Source organism: Nocardia amamiensis NBRC 102102, assembly GCF_001612745.1.
In the GTDB taxonomy this organism is placed as follows: domain Bacteria; phylum Actinomycetota; class Actinomycetes; order Mycobacteriales; family Mycobacteriaceae; genus Nocardia; species Nocardia amamiensis.
The window spans coordinates 1-13,811 of sequence record NZ_BDBA01000132.1 but is presented as its reverse complement, the minus strand read 5'-3'; the positions used below and the strand labels follow the sequence as shown (position 1 = coordinate 13,811).

At 67.4% G+C, this 13,811-nt stretch carries 13 protein-coding genes; 7 read left to right on the top strand and 6 right to left on the bottom strand.

What is annotated here, in order from left to right:
* Nucleotide 1 precedes the first annotated feature (1 nt).
* A complete protein-coding gene (gene rpmF, locus NA4_RS23845) occupies nucleotides 2–175 on the top strand; it encodes a 50S ribosomal protein L32 (RefSeq protein WP_067474127.1) in 174 nt (57 codons plus the stop codon).
* A 456-nt stretch (nucleotides 176–631) separates the two neighbouring features.
* Here the strand turns inward: rpmF and NA4_RS23840 are convergent, their stop codons facing one another.
* The 6 genes from NA4_RS23840 to NA4_RS23815 form a co-directional block, all read right to left on the bottom strand.
* Nucleotides 632–1,075 (bottom strand): hypothetical protein, encoded by a 444-nt coding sequence (locus NA4_RS23840; RefSeq protein WP_157129260.1) that lies wholly within the window; start codon nucleotides 1,073–1,075, stop codon nucleotides 632–634.
* A gap of 366 nt (nucleotides 1,076–1,441) precedes the next feature.
* Nucleotides 1,442–2,251, bottom strand: a complete 810-nt coding sequence (locus tag NA4_RS23835) for an MHYT domain-containing protein (protein ID WP_067474121.1) — start codon at nucleotides 2,249–2,251, stop codon at nucleotides 1,442–1,444.
* Nucleotides 2,244–2,861 carry a GTP-binding protein gene (locus NA4_RS23830; RefSeq protein ID WP_067474199.1) on the bottom strand — a complete coding sequence of 206 codons (618 nt, stop codon included), beginning with the start codon at nucleotides 2,859–2,861 and terminating at the stop codon, nucleotides 2,244–2,246. Before NA4_RS23830 ends, NA4_RS23835 begins: the two co-directional genes overlap by 8 nt.
* Before the next feature lie 40 nt (nucleotides 2,862–2,901).
* A complete protein-coding gene (locus NA4_RS23825) occupies nucleotides 2,902–3,273 on the bottom strand; it encodes a DUF742 domain-containing protein (protein ID WP_067474118.1) in 372 nt (123 codons plus the stop codon).
* A gap of 7 nt (nucleotides 3,274–3,280) precedes the next feature.
* Nucleotides 3,281–3,691, bottom strand: coding sequence for a roadblock/LC7 domain-containing protein (locus NA4_RS23820; RefSeq protein WP_067474116.1), 411 nt, complete (start codon nucleotides 3,689–3,691; stop codon nucleotides 3,281–3,283).
* Complete coding sequence (locus tag NA4_RS23815) at nucleotides 3,688–6,459, bottom strand: sensor histidine kinase (protein ID WP_067474113.1); 2,772 nt, start codon at nucleotides 6,457–6,459, stop codon at nucleotides 3,688–3,690. Before NA4_RS23815 ends, NA4_RS23820 begins: the two co-directional genes overlap by 4 nt.
* A 354-nt stretch (nucleotides 6,460–6,813) precedes the next feature.
* Between NA4_RS23815 and NA4_RS23810 the strand changes: the two genes are divergently transcribed.
* The 6 genes from NA4_RS23810 (at nucleotide 6,814) to NA4_RS23785 (ending at nucleotide 13,443) form a co-directional block, all read left to right on the top strand.
* A complete protein-coding gene (locus tag NA4_RS23810) occupies nucleotides 6,814–7,500 on the top strand; it encodes a response regulator transcription factor (protein ID WP_067474111.1) in 687 nt (228 codons plus the stop codon).
* 9 nt (nucleotides 7,501–7,509) lie between these two features.
* Nucleotides 7,510–8,964 (top strand): sensor histidine kinase, encoded by a 1,455-nt coding sequence (locus NA4_RS23805; RefSeq protein WP_067474109.1) that lies wholly within the window; start codon nucleotides 7,510–7,512, stop codon nucleotides 8,962–8,964.
* Between the two features lie 384 nt (nucleotides 8,965–9,348).
* On the top strand, nucleotides 9,349–10,767 hold the full coding sequence (locus NA4_RS23800; RefSeq protein ID WP_084497390.1) for a S1C family serine protease: 1,419 nt from the start codon (nucleotides 9,349–9,351) through the stop codon (nucleotides 10,765–10,767).
* Nucleotides 10,767–11,354: a MogA/MoaB family molybdenum cofactor biosynthesis protein gene (locus NA4_RS23795; RefSeq protein WP_218022366.1), complete on the top strand. Its 588-nt coding sequence runs from the start codon at nucleotides 10,767–10,769 to the stop codon at nucleotides 11,352–11,354. Before NA4_RS23800 ends, NA4_RS23795 begins: the two co-directional genes overlap by 1 nt.
* A gap of 686 nt (nucleotides 11,355–12,040) precedes the next feature.
* A complete protein-coding gene (locus NA4_RS23790; protein ID WP_067474106.1) occupies nucleotides 12,041–12,709 on the top strand; it encodes an MspA family porin in 669 nt (222 codons plus the stop codon).
* A gap of 65 nt (nucleotides 12,710–12,774) precedes the next feature.
* A complete protein-coding gene (locus tag NA4_RS23785; protein WP_067474103.1) occupies nucleotides 12,775–13,443 on the top strand; it encodes an MspA family porin in 669 nt (222 codons plus the stop codon).
* Nucleotides 13,444–13,811 lie beyond the last annotated feature (368 nt).

Sequence of the window (13,811 nt, the reverse complement as noted above, 5' to 3'; positions counted from 1 at the left end):
CATGGCGGTGCCGAAGCGGAAGATGTCGCGATCGAACACCCGCAGCCGCAGGGCGAACTGGAAGGCGGCACCCGTCGATCTGGTGCCGGTCACCGTCGGGGGCGTCGTGCATCAGGTGCCGCGCAGACTGGTCTCGGCCGTGCGGCGCGGCCTGATCGATCTCGATCGGCTGTAGTCCTCGCGGCGACGAACCTCGGTGCGGAACCGGCGGGTGACGGCTCCTACTGCTCAACATTTGCTGTCAGGGCAGGTGAAGGCGTCTCTGCTGGTCGGTTGTCCGAAAGTCAGTGGTCACGTGACCTGGTAGCGGACCCACTCATGCTGCTGGCTATTATATAGCTACTGGTATGACGTGCATCACGTCGCACTATTGCGTCCACTACGATTGCGGCCAATTAGCCGCTCTGTGAAATACGTACTGAGGGTTGGTTTTTGGCGGCGAAAAAGTCTGCCGAAAATGATGCGCGCGAGCCCGCGCAGCGGTACCCTCGTGCACGAGGGCGGGTTCTCCTGGTTTCCAGGAGAACCCGCTCATCGCCACTCTGAACGGCATCTCGCCGAATCCGGTGACTCCCGATTCCCTTCTCCCGCTGACGATCTGCGCGTACCGGCGGTTACGGCCGTGGGCCGCTCAGTTTTTCGAGGTCAGCTTCGCGGATCCGGTCTTGCCGTCGGTCTCGGGCGGATCGCCACCGTCGTTGCCCCGCAACCCGGCCAAGTCCGCCCAGAGCGCCTCCAACCGCGCCAGCTGCTCACCGACCAGCGCGGCGGGCCCTTCGATCAGCGAGAGCGGCCATGGCAAGTGCGGGCCATCCAACCGCTGTACCTGCTCGGTCAGCTCGGCTGTCGTCGCCTCGAGTTCGCTGATCTCGGTCCGCAATTCGACTATTTGCGTTCGCAATTCGGCGGACTGGTGCTCCAATTCACCGATGCGCGCCAGCGCGGCGGCCAACCCGCCCACCAGCGTGCGATGCGCGCCGTCCGCGTCGGTGCCCAGCTGCGGCCAGCCGGACAGGCCGGGCCCGCGCAGCTGAAGCTGAATGTCGCGCAGCACTGCCTCTTGTTCCGGCGTCACGTCCGGATCCTCCCGTTCAAAGAAATCCACTGGCCGAGATCGGCTCCCGGCTTCACATCGCAGTGCCGCCGACCGTTACCGGGCGGCGTGTCCGACGCACGGCGTGTCCGACGCTACGGCGGGGGTGAGCAGCTCGCTGAGCAGGCCTCGCGCACCGCGCAGCCGAACTCCACGGCGCATCGTGGACGTCCGGAGGCAGAGCCAAGACCGAAACGCATAGCTCCCACTGTAAGTGGGCCGGGCGGGTGTTTCCGGGGCATCACCGAATCCCGCCCACACGCTCGGTGCGAATCGGGGAGGCGGGCCGACCGCGCCGCCGGAAACAGACCTACTGCAGTGCGATTCGCCGTTCCGGGCGGCTTCGGGTCAGCTGGCGGGCTCCAGCTTCGGTCGGCGCGGCTTCGGCGGGGTCGCGAATTCACGGCGGTCCGGAGCGATCAGCACCGCGGAGATCGGGATCGTCAGCGCCAGCAGGCCGATGACGAACATCGGGAACACGAAGTCGAACAACTCCACGCCCTCGGGCAACTTCGCCGACCGGTCCACATCGAAATGCAGTGCGGCCAGCGCCGTGTAGTACGTCGCGACCACCCCGACGCCGAACAGCAGCACTGTCGCGGCGCGGGCCAGCGGGAAACGCACCGCCTGGAACGACCAGAGCGAAGCGGTGGTGGTGATCACCCCGATCGCGGCGGAGACGGCGGCCAGCCAGATGGTCACCTCGACCGAACCCTGGATCGCGATCGAGCCGATGCCCAGGTAGTGCGTGAGAGCGATGCCGAGGCCGAGAACCAGCCCGCCGGGCAGCAGCAGCGTCAGACGCGGTTTACGGCCGATGGTCAGCAGCGCGGCCAGGACCGTCACGATCGACACCGCCAGAGCCGCGATCAAGCGGCCCGAGTCATAACGGATCGCGCTCCCCGGCACGCGCAGGCCGAGCATGGCCACCGACGTGGCCAGCCACACCCCGACGCCACCGAGCGAGACGGCCGCCGAAACCAGCCACACGAGCCGGAACTGGACCGAGCGCGTGCTGTGCACCAGGCAGGCGAGGCCGACTACCGCGCCGAGCACCGAGATACCCAAGGTCAGCGCCACCAGCCAGTAGCCGAGCGCGAACTGATCGACAGATGCCCCGGTGCCGTTCCCCGCAGCCAGCGTCGCCACCTCACGCATGCCGGGCGGTTCCTTCCAGTTCGCTCGCCTTCAGCTGGGCGATCGCGTACTCGGTGACCGCGGCCAGCGCCTGGCGCACCTCGACCGCGTTACGCGCGTCGATGTCCACGATCGGCACGCCCTCGCGAACCGAAAGCGCCTCGCGCAGCTCCGCGATCGGGAAGCGCGGTGCGTCCGGGAAGCGGTTCACCGCGATCAGGAACGGCAGCTTGCGCGCCTCGAAGAAGTCGACCGCGGCGAAGCTGTCCTCCAGCCGCCTGGTGTCGATCAGCACCACCGCGCCGATCGCGCCGCGGATCAGGTCGTCCCACATGAACCAGAACCGCCGCTGGCCCGGTGTGCCGAACAGATAGAGCACCAGGTTGCCCGGCAGGATGATCCGGCCGAAATCCATGGCGACCGTGGTTGTTTCCTTCTCCGGCGTCTCGGCGAGATCGTCGATGCCGTCGGAGTAACGGGTCACCATCGCCTCGGTGCGCAGCGGAACGATCTCCGACACCGCACCGACGAACGTGGTCTTGCCCGCGCCGAAGCCGCCGGCGACGACGATCTTCGTCGAGGCGACCCGGTTCTCGAAGCCTTCCGGTCCAGGGGGGTTCCCCGGTCCGATATTCCCACTTGGCCCGGGATTTCCACTGGGCCCCAGATTCCTATAGGGCGCGGAGTCCACGCAATGTCCTCTCCATCAACGAACGTCGCTCGTCATAGCTCGCCTCTTCGGTCAGGGTCGAATGCACACGCATGGTGCCGTCGACGACGAGGTCGCCGATCACCACCCGAACCATGCCGAGCGGCCGGTCCAGATGCGCCGCGATCTCCGCGACCGACAGCCGATGCGTGCCGAGTCGCAGTATCTCGGTGCGGATGTCTCCGGTCGGCCAGTCGAGATGTGCAGTGTACGACAAGGTTTCGATGACCGCCTCGAGCGGCAGGTCGATCGCCGGTTCGGTACGCCCGGAGGTCAGGGCGTACGGCCGGACGCGGGTGGTCGGTCGTGGTCCGGGGCCGAATGGGTTGGACATCTCACACTCAGACAGCGGTACGGGCGGTGGCGGTGACCACCGAGCCCACCCGATCGACCAATAGTGCCATCTCGTAGCCGATTCGACCGATGTCGTGCGACTTGTTCGCCAGCACGGCCAGGTGCGAGCCGTTGCCGACGCTCATCACCAGCAGGTAGCCGCGCTGCATCTCCACAATGGACTGCATCACCTTGCCGCCGTCGAACAGGGAGGCCGCGCCCATGGAGAGGCTGGCCAGGCCGGCGGTGACGGCGGAGAGCTGTTCGGCGCGGTCGCTGGGCAGATTCGGACTGGTGGCCTGCAACAGGCCGTCCGCCGACACCAGTACCGCGTGGGACACGCCGGGCACATCTCGGGTGAAGCGGGCGACCAGCCAGTTCAGATTCTCGTCCGTGGTGCTGTTGTTCGCGTTGGTCATGCAAGCCCTCCGTCGTTGTACTGCGCATTGGCCCGCCCGCTGCGGACCCCACTGAGATGCCTGGTCAAGTTGTTGCGAATTTCTTCCGGATCACGCGCTCCGGTGTCTTCCGCCGGCGCCAGGCCGCCGGGCACCAGTTGGGCGCCCGGCCTGCGGATCGGCAGTCCGCCGACGGTGCGCGCGGTGGTCGTCGGATGGCTGGCATCCTCGGCGGCCAGCCAGCCCGCGTCACCAGGCGAAGACCACGTGCTGTCCGACGATTGCGAGGTCGAGGGCTCGACCAGCCATTCCGAGACCATGCGTTGATAGATCGGGGTGGGCGAGGCGCCTGCCACCGGCTGCAGCCGGGATGAGGTGACCGTCGCGGGTTCGGGTGCCACCTCCTGCGGTGGGTCAGCGGGCGCGGTGGGCGGCTTGCGGATCGGAAGACCGGACCGTGCCGTGGTCTGGGCTGTGACGCTTTCCCGCGCCACCGCCGGATTCGGTCCGGTGGCCGGCTCGTCGTCCTGGATCTCGGTCCACAGATCCATGGGCGCTGGCTGCTGTTCGCCGTCGCCGGACTGCTCGCTCCCGGCGGACGTCGGCGGACCGAACGGACCGGTTGGGGTGCGGTCGGTCTCCGTACGGGGAGTGAGCACCGGCCAGGGTTGGGTGGGCGGCTGATCCGTCGGATTGACCGCGCGGCCGACCGGCGCGGAAACCGCGGGCTGGTCCGGAGCATCGGCGACCCGGATGGCCGGACGGCGCTGGGGCAGCCCGGAACTCGTCACGCCGCGGCGTGCGGCGTCGCGCTGCGGCAGGTTCGGCACCGGTACGAGATTGCGGGGCTGCGCGCCGGTGGGCGGCCCGGCGAGCGTCTGTAGCTGGTGTTCGGCGGTGAGATCGAGCGGTTGGCCAGCCGGGTTGGTGACGTCCATCGGCGGCGCGACCAGAGCACCGGGCAGGTGCACGCTGGCGGTGATGCCGGGCTGCTGCGCCATCGTCGAGGTACGGCGCAGGCTGACCGTGATGGTGTGGCGTTTGGCCAGTCGGCCGACGACGAACAGACCCATCCGGCGTGCCGTCTCGACGGTGACCTCACCACCAGAAGCGAGCCGGTCGTTGGTGGTCTGCAGGTCTTCCAGGGACATGCCGAGGCCGCGGTCGGTGATTTCGATCAGGTAGCCGCCGTCAACCGCACGCGACACCATCACCGTGACGGGGGTGGTCGGCGGGGAGTAACGCAGCGCGTTGTCGATCAGCTCGGCGAGCAGGTGCTCGATGTCGACCGCGGGCTCGCCCGCGACGATGCCGTCGGGCACCGCGCCGATCTCGACCCGCTGGTAGTCCTCGACCTGGGAGACCGCGCTCCAGAGCATGTCCGATAGGTGCACCGGGTGCAGCTGGCCGCGGCGCAGCGCGGTGCCCGCGAGCACGAGCAGGTTGTCGCCGTTGCGGCGCATGCGGGTGGCCAGGTGGTCGAGGCGGAACAGGCTCTGCAGCCGGTCGGTGTCGTCCTCGTCGTGTTCCAGATCCTCGATCAGCGCCAGCTGCTGCTCGACCAGCGATTGGCTGCGGCGGGAGAGGGTTTCGAACATGTTGCCGATCTGCAGGCGCAGGCGGGCCTGGTCGGCGGCCAGGTTGAGCGCCTGCTCGTGGATCTCGTCGACGGCGCGGGCCAGCTGGCCGATCTCGTCGGTGCTGTGCACGGCGACCGGGGTGATCTCCGGTGTGGTGCCGCCCGCGCGCACCACGGCGAGTTCGTCGGGCAGCTTGATGTGCGCCACCTCGAGCGCGTCGCGCCGCAGCCTGCGTACCGGGACGACCAGGGTGCGCGCCACCGACAGCGCCAGCGCCAGGCCCGCGAGCAGCATGCCGATGACGATCGTCGTCTCGCGGAGCGCACTGGTCTGCGCCTCGGTGGTGCGGTGGGCCAGTGCGCCGTCGATCGTGTCGATCAGCTGCATGGTGGTCTTCTCGTAGGTGTCCGAACTGATCTGGAGCGAATCGAGCACGGCGGAGTTGGTCGCCGGGTCGGCGGCGTTCTGGCTGAACGTGCCGAGGCGGGTCTGCACCGCGTCCAGCAGCGGGCGCATGTTGCCCGCGAAGTCCGGCAGGATCTGCGCGTACTGGTAGATCATGGTGACCTCGGCGCCCGCCGCGACCAGCACCCGCGGCCGCACGCTCGGGTTGCGGCCCGCGTCCGGTGAGCCGATCAGCATGCGCTGCTGGGTGAGCACGCGCCGCGCGGTCTGCACCGAAGCCAGCTGCAGGAAGTACCGCTGGATCACCAGGTCGTCAACGGAGGGTGACAGCGCGAGCGCGTTGCCGATGCGCACCATGATCTCGTCGGACTGCTCGCCGACCATCGCGGGCGAGCCATTGCGCAGGCTGTTGCGCATTGTGGTGCCGGTAGCGACGGCCGAGGCGAGTTCGGAGGTGACCCGGCTGCCTGCCTTGGTGGTCTGCAGCGCCGATTCCAGCTCGGCCAGCGCCTGGTCGAACTTCGTCAGCGCCGCGTCGGTCTGCGGGTCGGCGGTATTGCCCCAGGTGGCCGTCGCGGTGACGCCGAGCTGCTCGGTGGCGGTACCGAACTTGACGATCGGGCGGATGATGATGGCTTGTTCGGTGGCCGCGTCCAACTGCGTCATGGTGCGCAGTTCGTTGTTGATTCGGAGCACGGCGAAAACGGTGGCCAGCAGCACCGGAAGCACCAGCACCACGCCAACCTTGCGGGTGACCGACCAGTTCGACAGGCTGAATTGCCAGGACCGCGGTGCAGCTTCCATCCGCTTCCGTCGCCTCCGCTTCACCAGGACCTCGGTTGCGCGTGGCTGTTCAGTATTGATTCAACCCGCAAAGAACCAACTGGAGGTCTTCTTTTTACCGCACGGAACATACCGTGCAGAGTGGTCATCGGCAATCCGGGGGAGTCGGTACGCAAATTCCGAATATGGCTATAGAGAACGTGTTTCGCGGCGGAATCCGTCAGGGACATGTCAACTTCTCGGCACTGTCGTGGAAGGCCCTGGTCATCCTAGGTCGGGGCGGGGTGACGCGCCGAAAGCTTCGCTCGGACTCGCGGCGGCGTGTCGGGGGTGGCCTCTCAGTTACCTCTCAGTCGCTGCGGTCAAACTGGTGGCATGCGCATTCTGGTAGTCGACGACGATCGGGCTGTCCGGGAATCGCTGCGCCGGTCGCTCACCTTCAACGGCTACTCCGTCGATCTCGCGGTGGATGGCGTGGACGCGCTGGAGAAGGCAACCGCTCAGCGACCCGATGCGCTCGTGCTGGACGTGATGATGCCCCGGCTGGACGGGCTCGAGGTCTGCCGCCGGTTGCGCAGCACGGGCGATGATTTGCCGATTCTGGTTCTCACAGCGCGAGATTCGGTGTCCGAGCGGGTTGCCGGGCTCGATGCCGGGGCGGACGACTATTTGCCGAAGCCCTTCGCGCTGGAGGAGCTGCTGGCCAGGCTGCGGGCACTGCTGCGCCGCACCGCCGCCGATCCGGGTGAGGCATCGGAGGCGATGAAGTTCGCCGACCTGTCGCTGGACCCGGTGACGCGCGAGGTCTCCCGCAGCGTGCGCCCGATCAGTCTCACCCGCACCGAGTTCTCACTGCTGGAAATGTTGATGGCCAACCCGCGCCGGGTACTGACACGAAGTCGCATTCTCGAGGAGGTCTGGGGCTACGATTTCCCAACCTCGGGAAACGCGCTCGAGGTGTACATCGGTTATCTGCGCCGCAAGACCGAGGCCGAGGGCGAGCCGCGGTTGATCCACACCGTGCGCGGCGTCGGCTATGTGCTACGCGAAACACCCCCGTAGGCCGTATTCATGGCACGGACACCTCCCAAGCGACCCGTCGTCGCCGCGCTCGGCCAGCGACCGCCCGAGTCGGCGGACATGCGGCCGCCGATGCCGCTGACCCGCTCGGTCTCACTGCGCTGGCGAGTGACCCTGCTGGCCGCCTCCGTGGTGGCGATCGCGGTGGCCGTCACCTCGATCGCGGCGTACGCCCTCGTCGCACGCGCGTTGTACGACGACGTGGACGCGCAGCTGCGCACCCGCGCCACCGCCGTGATCGCCAGCAATCCGTACGGATTCAACATCCAGAATCTGATGATCGCGTCCGCTTTCTACGACGACACCGGCATCGCGCTGATCTACCCCGATCTCAAGCCCTATTCGCCACCGCAGTCGACCGATCCGCCGGTCGGAGCGGCGGAGATGGACGTCGCGGAGGGTGAACGGACTTCCTCGCTGCGCACCGTCGGTAATCAGCGCGTTCTGGCCGTGCACACCAACTCCGGTGCGACGCTGGTGATCTCGCAGCGGCTGGATCGGACCAGGGAGGTGCTGGATCGGCTCGCGTGGCTGCTGTTCGTGGTCGGCGGTTGCGGCGTGGTGCTGGCCGCCGCGGCGGGCACCGCGGTGGGCCGGACCGGGCTGCGGCCCATCGCGCGGCTCACCGCGGCCACCGAACGCATCGCACGCACCGACGATCTGACGCCGATCCCGGTGACGGGCGACGACGAACTGGCAAGGCTCACCGAGAGTTTCAACACGATGCTGCGCGCCTTGGCCGAGGCGCGCGACCGGCAGCGCAGGCTGGTCGCCGACGCCGGACACGAATTGCGCACGCCGCTGACGTCGTTGCGGACCAATATGGAGTTGCTCATCGCGTCGAGCCGCCCGGGCGCACCCCGGATACCGGATGAGGACATGGCCGGGCTGCGCGCGGACGTCATTGCCCAGATCGAAGAACTGTCGACGCTGGTGGGCGACTTGGTCGATCTCGCGCGGGAAGACGCACCGGAAACCGTCTACGAGCGCGTGGATCTCGGTGAAGTGGTGGAGCGCGCGCTCGAGCGCGCCCGGCGCCGCCGCACCGGCATCGAGTTCGTCGCGGATCTGCGACCGTGGTTCGTCTACGGTCACGACGCGGGGCTGGAGCGCGCGGTGCTCAACGTCCTCGACAACGCGGCCAAGTGGAGCCCCGCCGGCGCACAGGTCCGCATCGTCATGCGGGAGAGCGGTCCGGGGCTGCTGGAACTGTCCATCGACGACGCGGGACCGGGAATTCCCGGGCCCGAGCGCGAGCTGGTATTCGAGCGCTTCTATCGGATCACCTCGTCCCGATCGATGCCGGGTTCGGGCCTCGGCCTGGCGATCGTGAAGCAAGTGGTGACAAAACACGGCGGCACCATCGCCGTCGATTCCTCCGAACGCGGTGGCACCGTGGTCCGCATCGTGCTGCCGGGTGAGCCGGGAGCGCCGGCGCCGGATTGACGCAAATACCGCCCGCTGGGCGTCTATTTCCATCACAATGATCAGTTCTGTGCGAAATATTCACCGATAATTCGGAGATTGCCGCGATCGGTTTGCCGCATAATTTGAGACAGCAACTTGTCGATGGTTCTAACGCTGGCCGCGGCGGACACATCTCGGAAAACTGAAAGCACGGTCTCAGTCCGCTCTCAGTCGCTGAGACCACCCTGGTCGGCACGTGAGCGAGCTCGCGAGCGAACCGTCGACCCAGTGCCATGCGCACGGTGGCGCCGAGCGCAGGCGAGGTGACGACGTGAGTGAGCGTGCGAGCGAACCATCGACACAGCGCGCCATGCGTACGTGGGCGCCGAGCGCGGCGCCGACGTGAGCAGAAACGAGGAGTCCATGACCGAGGATTCGAAGGACCGACCGGAACCCGCGTCGGCTGGTGCCGGTGCGGACCGGGAGCCGACCGAGCAGATCCACGGCCCGGCGTCCGACCCGCGGTCGGCGGGTACGCCGCACGGCGGCGCCATCGGACCGAGTGAGGCCCATGCCCACGGTTACGGTGCGCCGGGACCCCAGCATCCGTCGGCGCAGTATCCGCCGCCGCACAATCCCACTCAGCCGTTCGGGGGGTACGTCGCGCCCTACGGCCCGCCGCACGGCGGCGTCTACGGTGCGCCGCCCCGGCGTCCGATCCGCACCGGCCTCGTCGCGGGCGCAGTCGCTCTCGCCTTGGTCAGCGGTGGCGTCGGCGGCGCGGTCGGTGCGCTGGTCACTCGCACCGACGACGGCCGCGCCCCGGTCACCAACGCCTTGGACGCGCCGAAGCCGAACATCGACAACGCCTCCACCGCCCCGGCCGGATCCACTCAGGCGGTCGCGCAGAAGGTGCTGCCCAGCGTGGTCATGATCAAGGTCGCCAGCAGCAGGGCCGAGGGTGAGGGTTCCGGGGTGGTCCTGTCCTCCGACGGGCTCATTCTGACCAACAATCACGTGGCCGCCGGCGGCGGGCCGAACGCACGGATGGAAGTCATGTTCGCCGATGGCAGCAGCGCGTCCGCGACGCTGGTCGGCGCCGACCCGGTCTCCGACCTGGCCGTCATCAGGGTGTCCGGCCGCAGCGGTCTCACGCCGATCGAGCTGGGCACGTCGGCGAATCTGCAGGTCGGCCAGCCGGTCGTCGCGATCGGCTCGCCGCTCGGACTCGCGGGCACGGTCACTACGGGCATCGTGTCCGCGATGAACCGGCCTGTGGTGACCTCGGGCAACGGCGAGCCGGGTCCCGCGGTCAGCCCGGTGATCGACGCGATCCAGACCGACGCCGCGATCAACCCGGGCAACTCGGGTGGTGCTCTGGTGGACGGCAACGGCAGGCTCGTCGGCATCAACACCGCCATCGCGACACTCGGTCCAGCCGACGAGATCGGTGGCCAGACCGGCTCGATCGGACTCGGCTTCGCGATCCCGGTGGATCAGGCTCGCCGGGTCGCCGACGAGCTCATCAAGACCGGAAAGGCCACCTACGCCCAGATCGGGATCACCGTGTCGCGTCAGCAGGACGCGGAACAGCAGGTTTCCGGCGCGAAGGTGCGTGACGTGACGCCGGACGGTCCCGCCGCTCGGGCCGGGATTCCGCCGGGCGCGGTGGTGACGAAGCTCGACGACCGCCCGATCGATTCCGGAAACGCGCTCGTCGCCGCGGTCCGGTCCCATCAACCAGGAGACAAGGTGAAAGTCACCTACACCGATGACCAAGGCAACAACCCCAAGACCGTCGAGGTGACCCTCTCGGGCGCGCCCGCGGAGGGCGGCCGGTGATGCGAGGCGAAGCCCACCTTCGGACCGACATCGACACCGGCGTTCTCGGCGCGGCCGCCGAGTTGCTCGACGCAAGCGCTACGGTGAGCAGCATGGAAATCGATGCTCCTGTGGCGGGGCGTGCTCTGGTGGTGGTCGTCGACGATCGAACGGCGCATGGAGGTGTGGACTCGCTCGGCCCGCTGGTCACCGAGCTGCTCACCGAGGCGGGTTTCCTCGTCGACGCGTCGGTGTCGGTACAGGCCGACGAGGTCGAGATCCGCAACGCGCTCAACACCGCGGTGATCGGCGGCGTCGATCTGGTGATCTCCGTCGGTGGCACGGGCATGTCCCCGCGTGACGTCACGCCGGAGGCCACCTCTCAGGTGCTCGACCGCGAATTGCCGGGAATCAGCGAAGCGCTGCGTTCCTCCGGCCGGGTGGCCGGGTCGCTGGACGCGGGCCTGTCCCGCGGCGTAGCCGGCGTATCCGGCAGCACCCTGGTGGTCAACCTGCCCGGCACCAGATCCGCGATCCGGGACGGGATGGCGACTCTCGGGCCGCTCGCCAGTCGGGTGATCGGCGAACTCTCCGGATTGGTCGAGTAATCACCGCGCATACCCCCTCCGACGACCCTCGCCCGGCGGCGCGCCGGGCGAGGGATGCCGCGCGCCTTGCGAAGATCTTCGGTGACACCCTGCCCGAGACCACCGGCGACGAGCGCGGCGATGACCCTGGCGACGGCCGGTCCGGCGACGACTGGCTACGCGCTCAAGTCCCCCCGCACCACGGCTGAGGCCGTTATCTACGTAGTAGCTACGTATTCGAACCATCGTGCTCGTGATTCTGCCGTGATCGTTTCCGGCCGAAAGTAATCCGAGCGAAATCTTTACGGCTCTGTCCCGTATGTGGCGGCGGCCCCGCTGTGCAGATTGTCGGACTGCCTCCGCAGTAGCGAACCTGCATTTATGCACGTCACGCCATATTCAAATGTTCGCAACTGTGACCTACGTCACCTTGAACTTTACGAACCACTGCGTTGCGAGTGCGGTTATCGACCGTTTAATGTCCCCATCGAGCCATGCAATGTGGACCGCGAAGGCCCGGGGTATCGGCAACGCACGATGCCGCTCGGCGGAACTGGGCTCGGTTCCGTTGCCAGCCAGTATGTTGCGACGAAATTACAACCGGTTACACACCGGCAACAACGGAGCGACACACTGAGTTGGGCCTGAGAGGACCATGTCCAGCCTCGATGGTCGAGGTTGACTGTTTGAACCTGATGAGGGGAAGTATGAGCGAGAACCGCACCATGCGCCGCGGTGCCCGGGTCGCGGGCATCGGCGCTGCCGCGGCCGTTGCCGTGGGCCTGCTTTCGACCGGTGCCGCCAATGCCGACACCTTCGTGCCGTTGCCGGACGGCCAGAAGGTGGGGCCTGGCGTGACGATCACCCGGAACGGAGAGCGGGCCCTGATTTCGCCGTCGTTGGCCGCCAACGGCGCCGGGCGCGTCGTCTGGGTTTCGGGCAACGCGATTGCCGATGTGGCTGTGACGCCGGAAGGTGAGATCGGCCCGAACAACGGCCCTACCGGAAACCCGGGAACCAACAACTCGTCGACCCATGGTGCTTCGCAGTTGAGCACCGGTTACATCGTGGGTTGCCAGATCAGCATTGCTGACGATGCGATTTCGGCGGGTGTGTCCGGGAGCGTGAACCTCAGTGGGGCGAGTGCTGGTGGTTCGATCGGTATCAACCTCGGGCCGGGCGAGGTGAAGTTCGTTCAGATCGATTACAAGGACATCCTGAAGCCGGGTGTGTACTCGGTGGAGTACCAGGATGCCGAGATTCAGATCCAGGGCTGCGCGGGTTACGCGCAGGCGCGTTCGTACACGGTTGTCGAGATCATCGGCGATCACTACTCGAAGACCACCCTCTACGGGATGCCGTTCAGCATCGGCTGACGTCTGTCGAATCCAACGAACCATCCTCCCGCTGAAGCGGACTCAACCCTCGAGGGATACCAACTATGTTCAACCGTAAGAACCTGGCACGGATGGCCGGCGTCGGCGCCGCTGCCACCATCGCCATGGGCCTGTTCTCCACCGGTGCGGCCAACGCCGACACCTTCGTCCCGCTGCCGGGTGGCGAGCTCGTCAAGACTCTCTCCGACGGCACGGTCGTGACGGTCCGTCTGGTCGGGGAGTCGGCCACCATCAGCCCGTCCATGGGTTCGACGCCGCTGCACCGCAATGCGTGGGTGTCCGGTAGCGCGCAGGTCGAGTTGTCCGGCACCGCCGGCGGCAAGATCTTCCCGGGTTACACCGTTGGCTGCCAGGTCAACATCGCCGGTGGCGGTGCCACCGGCGGCGTCGACGGCAACGTGGACTGGAGCGGCGACACCGTGACCGGTGGCGTCGGCGCCAACAGTGGCGGCAACCTGTCGCTGGGTCCGGGTCAGGCGAAGTCGTTCTACGTGCTCGATCTGGAGCAGGCCGACGACTTCGGCAACGAGTCGCACAAGACCCGGAATGCGTTCAAGGGCACCAGCGGTTCGGTCACCTGGGCCGATGAGACCATCGGCCTGAACGGCTGCGGCGGCTACGCCCAGGCGCGGGCGTTCGTCAGCGTCGAGGTGGAGACCGACAACGTCATCACCTGGGTGACGCTGTGGGGCCAGCCCTTCAGCCTCGGCTGAGTAAGGCGGGTAGAAACCCGTAGCCACCAACGAAATGGGCCCGTCGCGTCGGCGGCGGGTCCATTTCGCCATGAATTTCCTTGCCGCAGTAGCGCTCCGCGATCCTAGCCGGGGTGCCGTCGCGCCGCGATCACTTGCCCGAATTTCCGGAAAAGTCTGGTTGATACCGAATAGCATTGTTTCGTCCGATATCGCTCGATGACGCGATGGTCGGCGGACGGATTGGTGGACTTCACATTCCACCATCCGGGCGTCGGCTTGGAGGGACAAGTCCGCCTCGACACCCTGGGGCGGGCGGATCAACCTGATGAGGAAAAGATGAGGAAGTACCGCACCAACGGTCTGTCTCGCGGCGCCCGCGTCGCGGG

What these genes read in the sequence shown, in the direction of transcription:
- NA4_RS23820 (WP_067474116.1), bottom strand. Translation starts at nt 3,691, where the DNA reads ATGACCAACGCGAACAACAGCACCACGGACGAGAATCTGAACTGGCTG.
- NA4_RS23825 (WP_067474118.1), bottom strand. Translation starts at nt 3,273, where the DNA reads ATGTCCAACCCATTCGGCCCCGGACCACGACCGACCACCCGCGTCCGG.
- NA4_RS23785 (WP_067474103.1), top strand. Translation starts at nt 12,775, where the DNA reads ATGTTCAACCGTAAGAACCTGGCACGGATGGCCGGCGTCGGCGCCGCT.
- NA4_RS23795 (WP_218022366.1), top strand. Translation starts at nt 10,767, where the DNA reads ATGCGAGGCGAAGCCCACCTTCGGACCGACATCGACACCGGCGTTCTC.
- NA4_RS23815 (WP_067474113.1), bottom strand. Translation starts at nt 6,459, where the DNA reads ATGGAAGCTGCACCGCGGTCCTGGCAATTCAGCCTGTCGAACTGGTCG.
- NA4_RS23810 (WP_067474111.1), top strand. Translation starts at nt 6,814, where the DNA reads ATGCGCATTCTGGTAGTCGACGACGATCGGGCTGTCCGGGAATCGCTG.
- NA4_RS23805 (WP_067474109.1), top strand. Translation starts at nt 7,510, where the DNA reads ATGGCACGGACACCTCCCAAGCGACCCGTCGTCGCCGCGCTCGGCCAG.
- rpmF (WP_067474127.1), top strand. Translation starts at nt 2, where the DNA reads ATGGCGGTGCCGAAGCGGAAGATGTCGCGATCGAACACCCGCAGCCGC.
- NA4_RS23800 (WP_084497390.1), top strand. Translation starts at nt 9,349, where the DNA reads ATGACCGAGGATTCGAAGGACCGACCGGAACCCGCGTCGGCTGGTGCC.
- NA4_RS23835 (WP_067474121.1), bottom strand. Translation starts at nt 2,251, where the DNA reads ATGCGTGAGGTGGCGACGCTGGCTGCGGGGAACGGCACCGGGGCATCT.
- NA4_RS23790 (WP_067474106.1), top strand. Translation starts at nt 12,041, where the DNA reads ATGAGCGAGAACCGCACCATGCGCCGCGGTGCCCGGGTCGCGGGCATC.